Source organism: uncultured Microbacterium sp. (assembly GCF_913776565.1).
GTDB lineage: Bacteria > Actinomycetota > Actinomycetes > Actinomycetales > Microbacteriaceae > Microbacterium.
In genome coordinates this window covers 1-16,774 of the sequence record NZ_CAJYPF010000187.1, presented here as the reverse complement: position 1 = coordinate 16,774, position 16,774 = coordinate 1, and the positions used below count along the sequence as shown (strand labels likewise).

The window sequence follows — 16,774 nt, the reverse complement described above, 5'->3', positions numbered from 1 at the left end:
TCGCTGGTGTCGGCGCTCGCGGCGGGGCGGGTGGCATCCGTCCCCCTTCCCGAGGACGCGGATGCCATGCTCTCGCTGTACGACGAGCTCGACGCGGCGACCGGTGGGGCGGTGAACCCGCTCGTGGGCGACGCGCTCGTGCGGCTGGGCTACGACGCGCGGGTGAGCCTGGCGCCGCGCGGGGAGCCGCGTCCGGCTCCCGCGTGGCGCGAGACGCTGCGCTGGGACGGCTCGCTCTCGCTCGCGGCGCCCGCGACGATCGACGTCGGTGCGCTCGGAAAGGGGCGGCTGGTCGATCGGGTGCTCGACGTCGTCGCCGCCCGCACGGCGGGCGATGTGATCGTCGACGCGTCGGGCGACCTGGCCGCCCGGGGCGCTCCGGTGCGGGTCGGCCTCGAGCACCCGTACGACGCCTCGCGCGCCATCGGCGCCGTGACCGTCGCCGATCGGGCCCTCTGCGCCTCGGCGATCAACCGGCGGGCGTGGGGCGACGGACTGCATCACGTCCTCGACGCCCGCACGGGAGCGCCCGTGCGCGCGTACGCGGCGACGTGGGCGCTGGCCGAGACGGCGATGCGGGCCGACGCCCTGGCAACGGCGCTGTTCTTCGACGGCGGGCCCGAGCTGGCGGCATCCTGGGATGCCGACTGGGTCCGCATGAGCACCGACGGGCGCGTGGAGTGGTCGCCCGGTTTCGACGGAGAGGTCTTCTCATGAGCGCAACGCTCACCGCGGGGTCGACCCGCGTGCTCGGCGTGATCGGCCGGGTCTCGATGTACCGCCTGGTGCTGTCGGCGCTGGGACTGCTGGCGGTGATCTCGCTGCTGCTGTCGTTCGCGGGGCTGGTGGTGCCGCAGCCGCTGGAGCTCGTCGCGAGCATCGTGGTGCTCACGCTCGCGTGCGCTCTCACCGACGCCGTGGTGCAGAAGATGCTCCGGATGCCGCTCCGCCTGGAGTCCTCTCTCATCACCGCCGCGATCCTCCTGTTCGTCGTGCGCCCGAGCGTGGACCCGCTGGGCCTGGCGGGGCTCGCGATCGCGGGGGTCGTGGCATCCGCGAGCAAATACCTGCTCGCCTGGCGGGGGCGCCACATCTTCAATCCGGCCGCGACCGGGGCGACGGTGCTGACCATCCTCAGCGTCTTCGCCCCCGACCTGGGCGGGTCGGCGTGGTGGGTGGGGTCGCCGTGGTTGGCGGTTCCCGTCGTCGTCCTCGGGGTCGTCCTGCTCGCGCGCACCGACAAGCTGCCGATCGTGGCGACGTTCTGGGTCGTGGCGATGACCGTGGCGTTCGTCCGCACGACCGTGCAGTTCCAGGCGGCGGGCTTCGCCGTCGACGTCCCGGCGGTGCTGTCGCAGGTGGCCCTGTCGTCGCCGTTCCTGTTCCTCGGCGCGTTCATGTTGTCCGAACCCCTCACCCTGCCGCCGCGGCGGGCGCAGCAGTACGCGGTCGCGATCCTCGTCGGCGTGCTGGCGGGATGGCCGCTGCCGGTGGGCGGGATCACCCTGGGCCAGGAGCGGGCGCTGCTGGTCGGCAATCTGCTGGCGTTCCTCTTCTGCCTGCGGGCGGCGGTGCGCCTGCGCGTCGAGGGTCGACGCGACCTCACCCCCACGGTGCGGGAGCTCACCTTCCGCGCGGCGCGGCCGTTCCGTTTCTCGCCGGGGCAGTATCTCGAGCTCGACGTGCCGCATCGCCGGCCCGACCGGCGCGGCACGAGGCGCGAGTTCTCGATCGCCTCGGCCCCCGAGGACCTGCCCGAGGTGCGGATCGCGTTCAAGGACGGCTCGCAGTCGTCGTACAAGCGCGCCCTCGCCGCCGTCCAGAGCGGGTCGACGCTCGCGGTCACGGGTGTGTGGGGCGATTTCGTGCTGCCGTCGCGTCCGACGGCGCCGGTCCTGCTGGTCGCGGCGGGGATCGGCGTGACCCCCTTCGTGTCGCAGCTGCGTCACCTCGTCGCCTCGGGGCAGCAGCGCGACGTCGTCCTGGTGTACGTCGTGTCGGAGGCGGCGGAGCTGGCGTTCCGCGACGACATCGCCGCCGGCGGCATCCCGGTCGTGGTGTTCTGTCGTGACGAACCCATGGACTTCCCCGCCGGCTGGACGTGGGCGGGACCGGACCGGGTGGATGCCGATTCCCTCCTCGCGGCGGTGCCCGACATCGCGCGTCGCGCGGCCTACGTCTCGGGACCCCCGCGGCTCATCTCGGCGCTCGCCCCGGCGCTGGCGAGGGCGAGGTCGCTCACCACCGACGCGTTCGCGGGGTACTGAACCGCCACCGGGGGCGCAACCGCTCGACGCGGGACTGGCGTCTCGCGCCGCCAGCGGAGAGAGTGGGGTCATGCGCTCGGTCTTCTTCTCCTCGGATCCCGTCGACGACGATGACGGCGACCGCTTCGACGGGCGGTCCGAGCGGATGCCCTCCTTCGAACCGCCGCGCGATGAGATCCCGGTGCTCTCGGGCCCGACCGGGCTGCTCGCGCGCGGGGACGACGTCGTCATCGCCCTGATGGGCGTGCGCGTCTTCTCGGACGGGGTCGAGATCCTGCTCGATCGGCACCTGCGCCGCGGCGGACGCGATCCGCGCGAGTGGCAGCTCGCGCAGATGGATTTCGCGGGTCACTTCGGGGTGGCCGATCGTTCTCCGGGGCGGCTGCGCTGGGGACTGTCGCTGGGTGACGGGCAGCGGCTCTTCCTGGACGACCCGTTCGGGTTCCCCGATCCGCACCGGAACGACGCGGCCTCCGAGCCGCAGCGCCATACCGTCCGCGTGACGGGTCAGGGCGGATCGGGCGGGGGCGACGACTACACGATGCACGACGGTCTGTGGCTGTGGCCGCTGCCGCCCGAGGGTCCGCTCGACGTCGTCGTGCAGTGGACGACGTTCGGGGTCGCCGAGTCGCGGTTCTCGCTCGACGGAGGCCACCTGCGCGCCCTGGCCGCCGAGGTGCGTCCTCTGTGGGACTGAGGGCCGTCGGCTCCGCCGTCGTCGTCGCCACGACGGTCGCGCTCAGCGCCGGGTGCGCGGGCCCGACGACCGACACCGCGGTGTCCGCGTACGTGGACGCGGCGATCGCCGAGATGCGTGACGGCATCCACGCGGATTCCGAAGAGTTCCGCCGGGCGGTCGACGAGCTGGGGCCGACCTTGCGCGCGGCGCCCACGATCGCCGACACGTACGCGGGTCTGCAGCAGCTCGCGGTGGCGGCGGGCGGTGAGCACTCGAGCTTCGCCCCGCCGGTCGACGTCGCCGCCTACGAGGCGGCCGATCAACCCGGGGCGGGTTTTGCGGTGCCGACCGCGTCGACGTTCGAGGGCGTCACGCGGGTGGAACTGCCCTCGTTCAACGGCCAGTCCGCCGAGGCCATGTCGACGTACGTCGACGCCGGACTGACGGCGATGAGGGATGCCGTGCCCGCCACCACCTGCGGATGGATCATCGACCTGCGCACCAACGGCGGGGGCAACGCCTGGCCGATGCTCGCCGTCGCGGCCCCCCTCCTCGACGACGGCGAGATCGTCGGACTGCAGCGCGACGACGAGATCGCCTGGGCGCGAGTCGAGGACGGGGGAGTGGTGTCGACGCCCGGCGGGCCCGACACCACGACGCCCGGGGGCTTCACCATCGACGCGCCCGTCGCGGTGATGACCTCGTCGATGACCGCGAGCGCGGCCGAGATCGTCGCGATCGCCTTCCAGGGGCAGGCCGATGCCGTGCGCGTCGGTAAGCCGACGGCGGGACTGACGACCGGCAACGAGGTGCGCGAGCTCAGCGACGGCTCGTGGCTCATCCTGACCACCACCTACGACGTCGACCGTTCGGGAACGCGGCAGAACGGCCCGCTGGTCCCCGACGTCGAGGTGGCTCCGGGGCCCGACCTCGCGGCGGCGCGGGCCGCGGTCGCCTCGCGCTGCGGGTGAGTCGCGGCATCCGTTCCGCTCAGGCCGGGTCGGCGGGCTTGGCCGGCAGTCGCACCTCGAACGTCGTGTCGCCCGGGGTGCTGCGCACGGTGATCGTTCCGTGGTGGGCGTCGACGATCGCCTTGGCGATCGACAGTCCCAGTCCCGTACCACCGGTCTTGCGGTCACGCGAGCGGTCCGCGCGGGCGAAGCGCTCGAACAGCTGCGAGGCGACCGAGGGGTCGATGCCGGGGCCGTCGTCGTGCACCCGCAGCACCGCCTCGGACCCCTCGTGCGTCAGAGACACGGCGACCACGCTGCCGGCGGGAGTGTGCGTGCGCGCGTTGGCGAGCAGGTTCGCGACCACCTGGTGCAACCGCGACGCGTCGCCCGCGAGTTCCACCGGGGTGTCGGGCACGTCGATCGTCCACGAGTGATCGGGTCCCGCGGGGCGTGCGTCGCCCACGGCCTCGACCGCGAGCCGCGTCAGGTCGACCGATCCGTAGACGAGCTCCTGCCCCTCGTCGAGCCGCGCCAGCAGCAGCAGGTCCTCGACGAGCGTCGTCATCCGCAGGGACTGCGCCTGGATGCGCTCGAGCGACTGCTCGGTCGTCTCCACGGCCATCGCGATCCGCTGGCGGCTCTCGTCGTCCTGTGCCTGGCGCATAGCGCGCAACGACAGCTCGCTGAAACCGCGGATGGATGCCAGCGGCGTCCGCAGTTCGTGGCTGGCGTCCGCGACGAAGCGGCGCATCATCTCCTCGTTGCGCTGGCGTGCCGAGAGCGACGTGTCCACGCGGTCGAGCAGGGTGTTCAGCGCCGCACCGACCTGACCGATCTCGGTATGCGCGTCGACCTGCTCGGCGGGCACGCGCTCGGTGATCGAGACATCGCCCTGATCCATGCGCAGCGAGGCGACGCGCGTGGCGGTCTCGGCGACGGCGCGCAGGGGACGCAGCCCCAGGCGGATGACGATCGCGATCACGACGGCGAGCAGCAGCAGACCGCCGGCGGTGACGAGGGCCACGGTCGTCAGGATCGCGCCAATCGTGCCGGTGACCTGCGACAGCGGCAGTCCGACCAGGAAGAGCGTGTTGCTTCCCGGGGTGGGGAAGGCGCGGACCCGGTATTCGCCGAGGTTCGGCAGTTCGACCGTCTGGGCGTCGGTGTCGGCGGCCTGCAGGCTGTCGGCGATGCCGCCGAGGTCGTCGGAGGTCAGTGCCCGGGCACCGTCGTCGGTGACGACCGCGCCCGTGACCCCCGTGGACCGCGAGTTCATGACCAGAAGGGTGCCCGTGTCGAAATAGCCCGACTGCAGGACCTCTTGGGCGGTGCTCTGGAACGCGGCGCGTGCTTGGATCGAGGACGCGGTGTCGTCGACCTGCGCCCCGAGGTTCACGTACAGCACCTGGCTGAGGATCGCGCTGGTCGAGATGCCGATCATCACGAGGATGAACGCGACCATCCCGATCACGGCTGTCATCAACCGCGCCTGCAGCGTCCACGGGCGTCCGAACCGCGTGGCGCCGCCGCGATCGGGTCCGGTCGCGGCGCGCTCCGCCGGAGCGGCCGCGGGGGGAACCGGGGGAGCCGGTCGCGGGGGCAGACTCACTGGGGGGCTTTGATCATGTAGCCCACCCCGCGCACGGTGTGGATGAGGGGCTCGTTGCCGGCGTCGATCTTCTTGCGCAGGTACGAGATGTACAGCTCGACGACGCTGGAGCGTCCGCCGAAGTCGTAGTTCCACACGCGGTCGAGGATCTGCGCCTTCGACACGACGCGGCGCTGGTTGCGCATGAGGAAGCGCAGCAGCTCGAACTCCGTCGCCGTCAACTCGATCTCGCGGCCGCCGCGCACGACCTCGTGGCTGTCCTCGTTGAGCGACAGGTCGCCCACGCGCAGGATCGGCTCGGAGTCGCGCGTGAGGGCGGTCCCGGCGCGGCGCATGAGTCCGCGCAGGCGCGCGACGACCTCTTCGAGGCTGAACGGCTTGGTGACGTAGTCGTCGCCCCCGGCGGTGAGTCCCGCGACGCGATCGGCGACGGCGTCCTTGGCGGTGAGGAACAGCACGGGCACGTCGTTGCCCGAGTGGCGCAGACGCTGCAGCACCGCCATCCCGTCGAGGTCGGGCATCATGATGTCCAGCACCATGGCATCCGGTTCGAAATCCCGCGCCGACTGCAGGGCGTCGAAGCCCGAACCCGCGGTCTTGACGTCCCAGCCCTCCATCCGCAGGGCCATCGACAGCAGGTCGGTCAGCATCTGCTCGTCGTCGACGACGAGCACGCGCAGCGGGCTCCCATCGGGGCGGGTGAAGGCGGGGGCGGCGGCGGTCGCGGTCATGGAACTCATTGTGCGCTCGTATCTATGAGCTTTCTATGGTGAGCGTTATGGGCTTGCTGTGAGCGCCGACGCCATCGGCGCAGACCCGTCGCCAGGAGCAGGCCGAGTGCCGCGCCCGCGGTGTTGGCGATGACGTCGCCGACGTCCGCGACGCGCGTCGGCAGGAACCACAGCTGGGTCAGCTCGATCGCCGTGCTCAGCGTCGCCGCGAGCACCAGGCCCTGCCACCACCGCCCGCCCCACCACACCACGAGCAGGCCGAGTGGAACGAACATGGCCACGTTGGACCCCGACTCGACGACGTCGAAGGTCACCCAGGCTGTCGCCGGTGACGCCGCGAGCATCTGCAGGACCCGGTCCAGGATGCCGCCGACCTCGGCGTCGTAGATCGAGGGGCGCAGCGTCATCCACCACACCGCGAACGCATACGTGCACGAAGCGGCGACGAGCACTGCCCGCCGCCGCTTCGTCATGATCGACCCCCGGGAATCAGTGGGTGTCTTCGGCTTCGATCTCGGAGCGGTCGCCCGACCAGAGCGTGTGGAAGGTGCCCTCCTTGTCGATGCGACGGTAGGTGTGCGCACCGAAGAAGTCGCGCTGGCCCTGGATCAGGGCGGCGGGCAGGCGCTCGGCGCGCAGACCGTCGTAGTACGCCAGCGACGAGCTGAAGGCGGGGGCGGGGATGCCGCTCGCCGCCGACAGCGAGTCGATGTGGCGCCAGGCGTCCTGGGCGCGGCCGAGGGCCTCGACGAAGTACGGGGCGGTCAGCAGCACGGGCAGCTCGGCCTCGGCGTCGTACGCCTCGGCGATGCGGTTGAGGAACTGCGCGCGGATGATGCAGCCGCCGCGCCAGATCTTCGACACCGCGCCGAGGTCGATGTTCCAGTCGTACTGCGCGGCGCCCGCGCGGATCTCGTCGAAGCCCTGCGAGTAGGCGACGATCTTCGAGGCGTACAGCGCCAGGCGCACCTGCTCGATGAACGCGTCGGCATCCTCGCCCGAGAGCACGTCGGTGCCCGAGGGGCCGGGGAGATCGCGCGAGACCTCGCGCTGCTCGGGGTGGCTCGACAGCGACCGGGCGAAAGTCGCCTCGGCGATGCCCGAGACCGGCACGCCCAGGTCGAGGGCGGTCTGCACGGTCCACGCTCCGGTGCCCTTGGCGCCGGCCTGGTCGAGGATGACGTCGACGAGGGGCTTGCCGGTGTCGGCGTCGGTCTGGCGAAGAACCTCGGCGGTGATCTCGATGAGGTACGACTCCAGCTCGCCGCGGTTCCACTCGGCGAACACGTCGGCGATCTCGGCGGGGGTCTTGCCCGTGGCGCGGCGGATGAGGTCGTAGGCCTCGGCGATGAGCTGCATGTCGGCGTACTCGATGCCGTTGTGGACCATCTTCACGAAGTGGCCCGCGCCGTCGTGGCCGACGTGGGTGACGCAGGGCTCGCCCTCGGCGACGGCGGCGATCGACTTCAGGATCGGGCCGAGGGTGGCCCAGGCCTCGTCGGAGCCGCCCGGCATGATGGAGGGGCCGCGCAGCGCGCCCTCTTCGCCGCCCGACACGCCCATGCCGACGAAGTTGATGCCCGTGTCCCGCACGGCCTTCTCGCGGCGGATGGTGTCGGTGAACAGCGCGTTGCCGCCGTCGACGATGATGTCGCCGGGCTCGAAGACCTTGACGAGCTCGTCGATGACGAAGTCGGTGGGGCGACCGGCCTTGACCATGATGATCGCGGTACGCGGCTTCGACAGCGAGGCGGCGAAGTCCTCGTACGAGAACGACGCGACGAAGTTCGCCTCGGGGTGGTTCTCGAGCACGTGGTCGGTCTTGTCCTTGCTGCGGTTGAAGATCGCGACCGTGTTGCCCTCGCGGCTGGCGAGGTTGCGGGCGAGGTTGGAGCCCATGACGGCCAGGCCGACGACGCCGATGTTGGCGCGGCCGTCGCCCTCGCCGGCGGGACGCGAGCCCGCGTCGGCGGTGGGGCGGTCCACCTCTTCGATGCCGGGGGCGCCTTCGTGCACCTGTGCGGCCTGGTGCGGGGCCTGGTCCTGATCGTTCGAGGGGCCGGTCGGGGGAGTGGTCGACGTCATGCGTTGCTCCGTATTCAGGTGCGAAGGGGGTGGGCGGGCTCACGTGGGCCGCCTCCGTCACTTTATCGGCTCGGCCCGCGTGTGTTTCAGGACGGGGTATGCGTGAGCTGGAGACGGTCGACGACCTCCTGCACCTGCTCACCCGGGGTCAGATCGAGGTCGACGCGGATCGCCTGCTCGTCGGCATCCGGCATCTCCAGCGTCTCGAACTGCGACGTCAGCAGCGACGGCGGCATGTAGTGCCCCTGGCGGCGCAGCAGGCGCTCGAGCACGAGCTTCGGGTCGCCCATGAGCAGGACGAAGGTCACGTCGTCGCGCCGCAGCACGTCGCGGTAGCTCCGCTTGAGCGCGGAGCACGTGACGATCCCGGGTCGCCCGGCGGCGATCTGCCCGTCGATCCATCCCGCGACCCGGTCGAGCCAGGGCCAGCGGTCCTCGTCGTTCAGCGCGTGACCGGAGGCCATCTTCGCGACGTTCTCGGCGGGGTGGAGGTCGTCGCCCTCTTGGAAGTCCCACCCGAGGCGACCGGCGAGCATGCCGGCGACGGTGGACTTGCCGGTGCTGGCGGGGCCCATGAACACGAGGACGGGGACAGGGACGGTCATGGCTTCTCTCTTCGTCGGGGGAAGGGGGTCAGATGCTCAGGCGGACTTCGCTGAGCACGGCCGCGACGTAGCGTCGCGTGTGCTCCTCGGCGGCGTCGGCGTCGGCCCGGGCGATCGCGGCGGCCGTCGCCACGTGGTTGTCGAGCGCGTCGGGGTTCGGGATGCCGGGCGTCAGGCCGTGCATCGCGCGTCCCTCGATCGCGGCGGCGATGGGGGCGCGCGCCGCCGCGAGCATGAGGTTGCCGCTCGATAGCAGGATCAGGTCGTGGAAGGCGATGTCGGCGGCGAGGTACTCGGGGGAGTTCCCGAGGCCCGCGGCTCCGAGGCGGTCGAGCTCCTCGGCGAGGCGGAGGATCTCGCCGCGCTGCAGGTCGGTCGCGCGGCGGGCGCTGAGGCGCGCGGCCACGGGCTCGATCGCGGCGCGCAGCTCGGTCGTGTTGACGATCAGCTGGTCGCGGCGACGCCCGGCCAGCTGCCAGCCGATCAGCCGGGTGTCCAGGGCGCTCCAGTGCGCGGCCGCGCGCACGGTGATCCCGACGCGGCGGCGCTGCTCGAGCATGCCCATGGCCTCGAGGACGCGCACGGCCTCGCGCACCACGGTCCGCGAGACGCCGTATTCCTCTTCGAGGGCGGCGAGGGTCAGCACGTGACCGGCGGGGAGGTCGCCGTCGACGACCCGCATGCCGATGGCATCCACCAGCGATCCGTGCGAAGCGCGGGCCATGACCCCTCCTTAGGTCGGTTGGTACGACCTTATCTTGTCAAAAATATGATCATTGTGTGAAGATGCCGTGACCGCCCCGGCGGACGCACGGCGTTCACAGCATGCCCGACCCCGCGTCCGACCGGCTGAATCAACGGAGATCTCTTGGACGACTGGACCCAGACACTCGGCACGGCGCCCCTGCTCGCCATCGCCGCGGGCGCGATCGCGCTCATCCTCGTGCTCATCATCTGGCTGAAGGTGCACGCCTTCCTCGCGCTCATCATCGTGTCGCTCGTGACGGCGTTCGTCGCCGGCATCCCGGTGTCGACGATCGTGACGACCCTGACCGGAGGATTCGGAGGAACCCTCGGCACGGTGGCCCTGCTCGTCGCCCTCGGCGCGATGCTCGGCCGCCTCATCGAGCACTCCGGCGGTGCGCAATCGCTCGCCGAGACGTTCGTGCGGGTGTTCGGCGAGAAGCGGGCGCCTTTCGCCCTCGGCATCGTGTCGCTCATCCTCGGCTTCCCGATGTTCTTCGACGCCGGCCTGGTGATGATGCTCCCGATCATCTTCGCGATCGCCCGCCGCGTCTCGGGCAACAACGTGCTGCTGTTCGGCCTCCCGGCCGCCGCCGCCTTCTCGGTCATGCACGTCTTCCTGCCGCCGCACCCCGGTCCCGTCACCGCGAGCGGTCTGTACGGCGCCAACCTCGGCCTCGTCCTCATCGTCGGCCTGCTCATCGCCTTCCCGATCTGGTACCTCTCGGGCTACCTCTGGGGCAAGTTCATCGCGAAGCGCATCGTGCTGCCCGTTCCCGCGCTCTTCGGCGACGTCGACGCCGACCAGCCCGCCAACCCGCCCAAGCCGCTCACGGTCATCGCCGTGCTGCTGCTGCCGATGCTGCTCATCTTCCTCAACACGGGTCTCACGACCCTCGGCGCCGGCGGCGTCGTCCCCACCGACAACACGCTCGTGCAGGTGCTCATCCTGCTCGGCAACTCGCCCGTCGCCCTGCTCATCACCGTGCTGGTGGCCACCGTCGTGTTCGGCTTCCGCCGCGGCGAGAACGGCACGGCGCTCGAGAAGGTCGTCGACTCGGCCCTCGGCCCGGTCTGCTCGGTCATCCTCATCACCGGCGCCGGCGGCATGTTCGGTGCCGTGCTGCGCGCGTCGGGGATCGGCGATGCGCTCGCCGACAGCCTGAGCGACCTCGGACTGCCGGTCATCGTCGCCGCGTACATCATCGCCGTGATCCTGCGTCTGGCCCAGGGCTCGGCGACCGTCGCCCTCGTCACCGCCGCGGGCCTCGCCGCCCCGGCCGTCATGGCGGGCGACTTCTCGCCGCTGCAGGTCGTGGCCATCACGCTGGCCACGGCGGCCGGATCCGTCTTCGCCGGTCACGTCAACGACTCGGGCTTCTGGCTCGTGGGCCGCCTGATGGGCATGGACGTCAAGACCACGCTGAAGACGTGGACCGTGCAGCAGGCGATCGAGTCGGTGCTCGGCTTCCTCGCCGCCCTGCTCGTCTTCGGCATCGGAGCCCTCCTGTGACCGGCGCGAACGCCGACCTGTTCGACGTCTCCGACCGCCTCGCCCTGGTCACGGGGTCGTCCCGCGGCCTCGGTCGGGCGCTCGCCCTGACGCTCGCGCGCGGGGGAGCGCGGGTCGTCGTGCACGGACGCGACGCGGCCGCCGTCGAAGACACCCGCGCCGAGGCCGAGGAGCTGTCGGGCCGTCCCGCGCACGCGGTCACGTTCGATGTGACGGATGCCGCGGCGGTCGAGTCCGCGGTGGGCGAGCTGCTCGCGCAGGTGGGCGTCCCCGACATCCTCGTCAACAACGCCGGGGTGCAGCGCCGGGCGCCGATCCACGAGTTCGCCGTCTCCGACTGGGACGACATCGTCGCGGCCAACCTCTCCGGGGTGTTCTACGTCTCGCGTTTCGTCACGCCCGCGATGGTCGCGCGCGGCTCGGGCAAGATCGTCAACGTCGCCTCGGTGCAGTCGCGCCTCGCGCGCCAGACGATCGCGCCCTACTCGGCGACGAAGGGCGGCGTCGCCCAACTGACCGCGGGCATGGCCGCCGACCTCGCGCGCTTCGGCATCCAGGTCAACGCCCTCAGTCCGGGGTACTTCGCGACCGAGATGAATCGCGACCTGGTCGACGACCCCGACTTCACGCGCTGGTTGACCCAGCGCACGCCGGCCGCGCGCTGGGGCGATTTCGACGAGCTGCGGGGAGCCCTGCTGTTCCTCGCCTCCGACGCGTCGAGCTTCGTCTCGGGGCAGAACATCTTCGTCGACGGCGGGATGACGGCGGTCGTCTGACCGCGGAGAGGATGCACCGATGAAATCGCTGCTGATCGAGAAGGCGCTCACCGCCGAGGTGCGCGAGGTGGCCGTGCCCGAGCCCGGTGAGGGGCAGGTGCGCCTGCGCGTGGAGTACGTCGGCATCTGCGGATCCGACCTGCACTACTACTACGAGGGCGCCAACGGGGCGTTCGTCGTGCGCGAGCCGCTGGTCCCCGGTCACGAGCTCTCCGGTCGGGTCGATCTCGACCCCTCCGGGGCCCTGGCTCCGGGGACGCCGGTCACCGTGCACCCCGCGCGCTTCGGGACGCCGCGCGAGGGCATCGAAGACGCGCCGCACCTGTGGCCCGGCGGGTCGTACCTGGGCAGCGCCTCGACCTGGCCGCACACGCAGGGCGCGGCATCCGAGTACCTCGTCGTCGAGGCCGACATGGTGCGCGTGCTGCCCGAGGAGCTGCCCGTGCGCCGCGCGGTACTGGCCGAGCCCCTCGCCGTCGCCCTGCACGCGCTCGGCAAGGCCGGAGACGTGGAGGGGCTCGAGGTGCTGGTCACCGGGTCGGGACCGATCGGCCTGATGGCCGTGGCCGCCGCGGTGGCGGCGGGAGCCCGCGTCACGGCGACCGATGTCCTCGCCGGTCCGCTCGAGCGCGCCGCGGCGCTCGGGGCGGCGTCGACCGTCGATGTCTCGACCGAGGCGGTCGAGGCGAACGCCTACGCCGTCGTCCTGGAGTGCTCGGGTGTGCCCGTCTCGATCTCGACGGCACTGAAGGCGGTGCGTCCCGGCGGCACCGTCGTGCAGGTCGGGATGCTCCCCGACGACCCGCGCCCGGTCAACCTCGCCCCCTTCATCTCGAAAGAGGTGCGGTACCTCGGGGCGTTCCGCTTCCGCGACGAGATCGACCGCGCGGTGGAGCTGCTCGCGACCACCCCGGGCATCGAGAGCGCCCTGACGCACGAGTTCGCGGTGACGGATGCCGCCGAGGCCTTCGCCACGGCCCGTGACTCGCAGCGCTCCGGCAAGGTCGTCTTCGCGCTCTGAACGACGACGAACGCCCCGGTGGCCGCGGCCCCCGGGGCGTTCTCGTTCGCCCGTCAGTCGGCGCTGCGCTCGGCCGTGAAGCGGCGGGTGACGGCGATGTCGCGCTCGCCGAGGCCGCGGTCGACGATCTCGTCGAAGGTCGCGCGCAGGGCGGGCAGCAGCGCGGGTCGCGTGTCGGTCGCCGCGGCCACGTCGGCGGCGAAGCCCAGGTCCTTCACCATGTACTGCGCGATGCCGCTGGGGGAGTCGTCGCCGCGGACGAGCTTGTCGCGGCGGCTGGCCAGCAGGTTCGAGCCCGCGTAGCCGCCGCCGAGCAGGTCCCAGAGGGCCGCCGGGTCGACGCCCGAGCGGGCGGCGAGCTCGGTCGCTTCGCCGAGCGCGATGATGGTCGCCGCGACGACCATCTGATTGCACGCCTTCGCGACCTCGCCGGCGCCGAGCGGTCCCAGGCGCACCGGGGTGCCGCACGGGTCGAGGAGCGACGCGGCGAGGTCGGTGTCGGCCGTGTCGCCGCCGAGCATGATCGACAGGGTCCCCGCCGTCGCGCCGTCCTGCCCGCCCGATACGGGGCAGTCGACGACGCGGATGCCGTCCGGCAGGCGCTCGGCGAGATCGCGCACGCCCACGGGCGACGAGGTGGACCCGATCATGAGGAGGAGCTCGCGCCCCTGGACGCCCGCGAGGAGTCCGTCCGGACCCTCGAGGTGCTCTTCGAGCTGAGGGAGGTCGGGCAGCATCACGAGGATCGCGTCGCACGCGGCGGCGAGGTCGCGGGCGGTGGGAGCCCAGTGCGCCCCGGCGTCGGTGAGCGCGCGCCGTTCGTGCCGGGCGTGCACGGTGAGCGAGCCGCGTGCGTCGAGGAGGTGCCGGGCCATCGGCTCGCCCATCGCCCCCAGTCCCCAGACGCCGACGCGGACGTCGGAGGAAGCGGGGAGCGGGCCGGACTCGTCATCGAGGGTGGTCATGGCGGCATCCTATCGACTGGACAACAGGTTGAACAGAGTTCAGTATGGTGTACAACGACGAGGTGTCCGCGGACCGGGCCCCGACGGAGGGAGACGACGATGTCGACGAGCGAAAGCCTACGCGCGGTGGTGGCGGTGCCGCTGAGCGAAGAGCACTGCCGGCTGATCGAGCGCCTCGAGCCGCGCCTCGAGCTGGTCCGCGACGCGACCCTCGTGCGCCCGATGCGCGGCCCCGCCGACTGGTCCGGCGACCCGGCGCACGAACGCACCCCCGCGCAGCAGCGGGCCTTCGACGACCTGGTCGACTCCGCCGACGCCCTCTTCGGCATCCCCGACGTCGATCCCGCCGCCCTCGCGCGCACGGTCGCCGCCAATCCCCGCCTCCGGTGGGTCATGACCACCGCCGCCGGCGGGGGAGGGCAGGTGAAGGCCGCGGGCCTCGCCCCCGAGTCCCTCGACCGCATCGTCTTCACCACGAGCGCGGGAGTGCACGGCGGCCCGCTGGCCGAGTTCGCCGTGTTCGGCGTGCTCGCGGGCGCCAAAGACCTCCCGCGTCTCGCGCAGCAGCAGGCCGACCGGCGGTGGACCGATCGCTGGGAGATGCGCCAGGTCGACGAGATGACCGTGCTGGTCGTCGGTCTCGGCGGCATCGGCGCGGAGTGCGCGCGCCGGTTCCACGCCCTCGGCGCGCAGGTCTGGGGGACCACCCGCTCCGGCGCCCCCGTCGAGGGGGTCGACCGCCTGATCCCCCTCGACGAGCTCGTCTCCGCGGTGGCGGAGGTGGATGCCATCGTGGTCACCCTCCCGGGAACCGACCAGACCCACCACCTCATCGGCGCCGAGGTCCTCTCGGCGGTGAAGCCCGGCGTCATCCTCGCGAGCGTCGGTCGCGGCACGGTGATCGACGAAGCGGTGCTGCTCGACGCCCTCGACGACGGTCGCGTCGCGTTCGCCGCGCTCGACGTCTTCGAGACCGAACCTCTCCCGACGGACTCGCCGCTCTGGCGGCATCCGCGTGTTCTGGTCAGTCCGCACACCGCGGCGCTGAACCGCAAGGAGGAGGAGCGCATCGCGCGTCGCTTCGCCGAGAACGCCACACGCCTTCTCGATGGCGAGCCGTTGCGCGCCGTTGTCGATACGGTCGAGTTCTACTGAGGCGCCTCGCGAGCGGCGTCCGAGAACGGGAGTCCCGATGAGCGACGACGACGCGACCGCGTTCGCGCGCGATCCCGCCCCCGCGGTGGGCCGCAGCATCCGGTTGCTCGGCCTCCTCGCCGAGGCCGGACGCACGCTCACGCTGACCGAGCTCGCCTCCGGGCTGGGCCTGGCGAAGTCGTCGACCGCGAACCTCTGCCTCTCGCTCGAGGCGGGGCGCATGATCGAGCGCGTCCCGCTGGGGTATCGACTCGGCATCCGCACGGCCGAACTGGGCGGCGCCTTCGCCGCGCAGTTCAACCAGGTGCGCGAGTTCTACGCCGTCTGCGAGAGCTCTCCCGTGCTGCAGAGCGAGCTCGTGCAGGTCGCCGTGCTCGACGACGCCGACGCGCTCTATCTCGCGCGGTACGAGGGGTCGCGCTCGGTGCGTCTGGGAACCCCGCTCTCGGGTCGCGACTGCCCGCGGCGCTGTCGGCGACCGGCCGTGCGCTGCTGATGACGCGTGCCGACGACGACGTCCGCTCCCTCCTGTCGCGCGAGGGCTCCCTGCCGAAGCTCACCGAGCACAGCACGGTCGACGTCGACGCGGTGCTCGCCAAGCTCGCCGCCGCGCGCGAGCGCGGGTGGGCGGTCGACGAAGAGGAGTCCTTCCGCGGCATCGTCGGCGTCGCCGTGCCGCTCGAGGGGTGGGCGCCGGGAGATCCTCAGCTGGCCCTCGGCGTCGGCATCCCCGCCGCGGATGCCGCTGCCGAGCGCGTCGCGCGAGTCGGTGCGGCGCTGCGCGAGGCCGCCGCGGCACTGACGAATCCGTTCAGCGCGTCGCGCTCGGCCTGACCGTCACCCGCGCCGAGGGCCGACGTCCCGCCGCACCCCGCCGCCGCGGCGCCCCCGCGCCCCGCGTGCGCTCCTCGCCGCCCTCGCGCCCCGCGGCCGCCCGTCCCCTCGCGGCCCTCACGATCGGCATCCACCTCAGTTCAACATATTGAACTGTGTCCACTCCGTTGATACAGTCGGCCTGTCGAAAGACCCCAGCCGATCGAAGGAGATGGCCGTGACCACTGCATCCACACCGACGCCGCAGCCGCAGGATGACCCCGAATACGCCGCGAACCTGCGCCGCGCGACACTCGCGTCGAGCATCGGCAGCGCGCTGGAGTACTTCGACTTCGCGCTCTACGGGCTGTCCACGGCGCTGATCTTCAACGTCCTGTTCTTCTCGCAGGACAACCCGGCCCTCGCCACGGTGGCCGCCTTCGCGACCTACGGCGTCGGCTTCCTCGCCCGCCCCTTCGGCGGGCTGTTCTTCGGCGTGCTCGGCGACAAGCTCGGGCGCAAGTGGGTCCTCGTCATCACGATCCTGCTCATGGGCGGGGCGTCCACCGCGATCGGACTGCTGCCGACCTACGAGGCCGTCGGCATCCTCGCGCCGATCCTGCTCGTCATCATGCGCCTTCTCCAGGGCTTCGGCGCGGGAGCCGAGCAGGCGGGAGCGACGGTGCTCATGGCCGAATACGCCCCGGTGAAGCGCCGCGGCTTCTTCTCGGCGCTGCCGTTCATCGGCATCCACCTCAGTTCAACATATTGAACTGTGTCCACTCCGTTGATACAGTCGGCCTGTCGAAAGACCCCAGCCGATCGAAGGAGATGGCCGTGACCACTGCATCCACACCG

General features: G+C 71.8%; 17 protein-coding genes and 1 pseudogene. 11 read left to right on the top strand and 7 right to left on the bottom strand.

Annotated elements, in window-relative coordinates; genetic code table 11:
* From QZ433_RS10440 to QZ433_RS10425, 4 genes are all read left to right on the top strand, one after another.
* Positions 1–717: FAD:protein FMN transferase (locus QZ433_RS10440; RefSeq protein ID WP_295782966.1), on the top strand; the 717-nt coding region annotated here is incomplete at its 5' end.
* Complete coding sequence (locus tag QZ433_RS10435) at positions 714–2,267, top strand: flavodoxin reductase (RefSeq protein WP_295782964.1); 1,554 nt, start codon at positions 714–716, stop codon at positions 2,265–2,267. The genes QZ433_RS10440 and QZ433_RS10435, both read left to right, overlap by 4 nt.
* Before the next feature lie 70 nt (positions 2,268–2,337).
* Positions 2,338–2,964, top strand: coding sequence for a hypothetical protein (locus QZ433_RS10430; protein ID WP_295782962.1), 627 nt, complete (start codon positions 2,338–2,340; stop codon positions 2,962–2,964).
* The gene (locus QZ433_RS10425) at positions 2,955–3,917 is read left to right on the top strand and encodes a S41 family peptidase (RefSeq protein WP_295782959.1); all 963 of its coding nucleotides are present in this window, start codon (positions 2,955–2,957) and stop codon (positions 3,915–3,917) included. The genes QZ433_RS10430 and QZ433_RS10425 overlap by 10 nt, the downstream gene beginning before the upstream one ends.
* Before the next feature lie 19 nt (positions 3,918–3,936).
* On the opposite strand, the gene QZ433_RS10420 is transcribed toward QZ433_RS10425, so the two are convergent.
* From QZ433_RS10420 to QZ433_RS10395, 6 genes are all read right to left on the bottom strand, one after another.
* A complete protein-coding gene (locus tag QZ433_RS10420; RefSeq protein WP_295782954.1) occupies positions 3,937–5,379 on the bottom strand; it encodes a HAMP domain-containing sensor histidine kinase in 1,443 nt (480 codons plus the stop codon).
* 125 nt (positions 5,380–5,504) lie between these two features.
* Positions 5,505–6,239 carry a response regulator transcription factor gene (locus tag QZ433_RS10415; protein WP_295782950.1) on the bottom strand — a complete coding sequence of 245 codons (735 nt, stop codon included), beginning with the start codon at positions 6,237–6,239 and terminating at the stop codon, positions 5,505–5,507.
* 5 nt (positions 6,240–6,244) lie between these two features.
* The gene (locus QZ433_RS10410; protein WP_295782947.1) at positions 6,245–6,712 is read right to left on the bottom strand and encodes a VanZ family protein; all 468 of its coding nucleotides are present in this window, start codon (positions 6,710–6,712) and stop codon (positions 6,245–6,247) included.
* A gap of 16 nt (positions 6,713–6,728) precedes the next feature.
* On the bottom strand, positions 6,729–8,324 hold the full coding sequence (gene gndA, locus QZ433_RS10405) for an NADP-dependent phosphogluconate dehydrogenase (RefSeq protein ID WP_295782943.1): 1,596 nt from the start codon (positions 8,322–8,324) through the stop codon (positions 6,729–6,731).
* Between the two features lie 86 nt (positions 8,325–8,410).
* Positions 8,411–8,929 carry a gluconokinase gene (locus QZ433_RS10400; protein WP_295782941.1) on the bottom strand — a complete coding sequence of 173 codons (519 nt, stop codon included), beginning with the start codon at positions 8,927–8,929 and terminating at the stop codon, positions 8,411–8,413.
* 28 nt (positions 8,930–8,957) lie between these two features.
* A complete protein-coding gene (locus tag QZ433_RS10395; RefSeq protein WP_295782938.1) occupies positions 8,958–9,653 on the bottom strand; it encodes an FCD domain-containing protein in 696 nt (231 codons plus the stop codon).
* A 144-nt stretch (positions 9,654–9,797) separates the two neighbouring features.
* Between QZ433_RS10395 and QZ433_RS10390 the strand changes: the two genes are divergently transcribed.
* The 3 genes from QZ433_RS10390 to QZ433_RS10380 are packed head-to-tail and all read left to right on the top strand — an operon-like array spanning position 9,798 to position 12,983.
* Positions 9,798–11,186, top strand: coding sequence for a GntP family permease (locus QZ433_RS10390; protein WP_295782935.1), 1,389 nt, complete (start codon positions 9,798–9,800; stop codon positions 11,184–11,186).
* Entirely contained in the window at positions 11,183–11,962 is a 780-nt protein-coding gene (locus QZ433_RS10385; protein ID WP_295782932.1) for an SDR family oxidoreductase, read from the top strand. The genes QZ433_RS10390 and QZ433_RS10385 overlap by 4 nt, the downstream gene beginning before the upstream one ends.
* Before the next feature lie 19 nt (positions 11,963–11,981).
* The gene (locus tag QZ433_RS10380; protein ID WP_295782929.1) at positions 11,982–12,983 is read left to right on the top strand and encodes a zinc-binding dehydrogenase; all 1,002 of its coding nucleotides are present in this window, start codon (positions 11,982–11,984) and stop codon (positions 12,981–12,983) included.
* A 53-nt stretch (positions 12,984–13,036) separates the two neighbouring features.
* Here the strand turns inward: QZ433_RS10380 and QZ433_RS10375 are convergent, their stop codons facing one another.
* Positions 13,037–13,948: an NAD(P)-dependent oxidoreductase gene (locus QZ433_RS10375; RefSeq protein WP_295782927.1), complete on the bottom strand. Its 912-nt coding sequence runs from the start codon at positions 13,946–13,948 to the stop codon at positions 13,037–13,039.
* 99 nt (positions 13,949–14,047) lie between these two features.
* On the opposite strand from QZ433_RS10375, the gene QZ433_RS10370 reads away from it, so the two are divergent.
* The 4 genes and pseudogenes from QZ433_RS10370 to QZ433_RS10355 all read left to right on the top strand — a co-directional run.
* Complete coding sequence (locus tag QZ433_RS10370) at positions 14,048–15,103, top strand: D-2-hydroxyacid dehydrogenase (RefSeq protein ID WP_295782921.1); 1,056 nt, start codon at positions 14,048–14,050, stop codon at positions 15,101–15,103.
* Between the two features lie 37 nt (positions 15,104–15,140).
* A complete protein-coding gene (locus QZ433_RS10365) occupies positions 15,141–15,599 on the top strand; it encodes a helix-turn-helix domain-containing protein (protein WP_295782918.1) in 459 nt (152 codons plus the stop codon).
* Positions 15,599–15,937 carry an IclR family transcriptional regulator C-terminal domain-containing protein gene (locus QZ433_RS10360; protein WP_295782915.1) on the top strand — a complete coding sequence of 113 codons (339 nt, stop codon included), beginning with the start codon at positions 15,599–15,601 and terminating at the stop codon, positions 15,935–15,937. Before QZ433_RS10365 ends, QZ433_RS10360 begins: the two co-directional genes overlap by 1 nt.
* Before the next feature lie 211 nt (positions 15,938–16,148).
* Positions 16,149–16,667 (top strand): annotated as a pseudogene (locus tag QZ433_RS10355) (MFS transporter); the annotation flags it as partial.
* Positions 16,668–16,774: the final 107 nt, after the last annotated feature.

Coding starts and splice junctions, on each gene's coding strand:
- QZ433_RS10435 (WP_295782964.1), top strand. CDS start 714: ATGAGCGCAACGCTCACCGCGGGGTCGACCCGCGTGCTCGGCGTGATC.
- QZ433_RS10430 (WP_295782962.1), top strand. CDS start 2,338: ATGCGCTCGGTCTTCTTCTCCTCGGATCCCGTCGACGACGATGACGGC.
- QZ433_RS10420 (WP_295782954.1), bottom strand. CDS start 5,379: ATGACAGCCGTGATCGGGATGGTCGCGTTCATCCTCGTGATGATCGGC.
- QZ433_RS10415 (WP_295782950.1), bottom strand. CDS start 6,239: ATGACCGCGACCGCCGCCGCCCCCGCCTTCACCCGCCCCGATGGGAGC.
- QZ433_RS10410 (WP_295782947.1), bottom strand. CDS start 6,712: ATGACGAAGCGGCGGCGGGCAGTGCTCGTCGCCGCTTCGTGCACGTAT.
- gndA (WP_295782943.1), bottom strand. CDS start 8,324: ATGACGTCGACCACTCCCCCGACCGGCCCCTCGAACGATCAGGACCAG.
- QZ433_RS10400 (WP_295782941.1), bottom strand. CDS start 8,929: ATGACCGTCCCTGTCCCCGTCCTCGTGTTCATGGGCCCCGCCAGCACC.
- QZ433_RS10395 (WP_295782938.1), bottom strand. CDS start 9,653: ATGGCCCGCGCTTCGCACGGATCGCTGGTGGATGCCATCGGCATGCGG.
- QZ433_RS10380 (WP_295782929.1), top strand. CDS start 11,982: ATGAAATCGCTGCTGATCGAGAAGGCGCTCACCGCCGAGGTGCGCGAG.
- QZ433_RS10375 (WP_295782927.1), bottom strand. CDS start 13,948: ATGACCACCCTCGATGACGAGTCCGGCCCGCTCCCCGCTTCCTCCGAC.
- QZ433_RS10370 (WP_295782921.1), top strand. CDS start 14,048: ATGTCGACGAGCGAAAGCCTACGCGCGGTGGTGGCGGTGCCGCTGAGC.
- QZ433_RS10365 (WP_295782918.1), top strand. CDS start 15,141: ATGAGCGACGACGACGCGACCGCGTTCGCGCGCGATCCCGCCCCCGCG.
- QZ433_RS10360 (WP_295782915.1), top strand. CDS start 15,599: ATGACGCGTGCCGACGACGACGTCCGCTCCCTCCTGTCGCGCGAGGGC.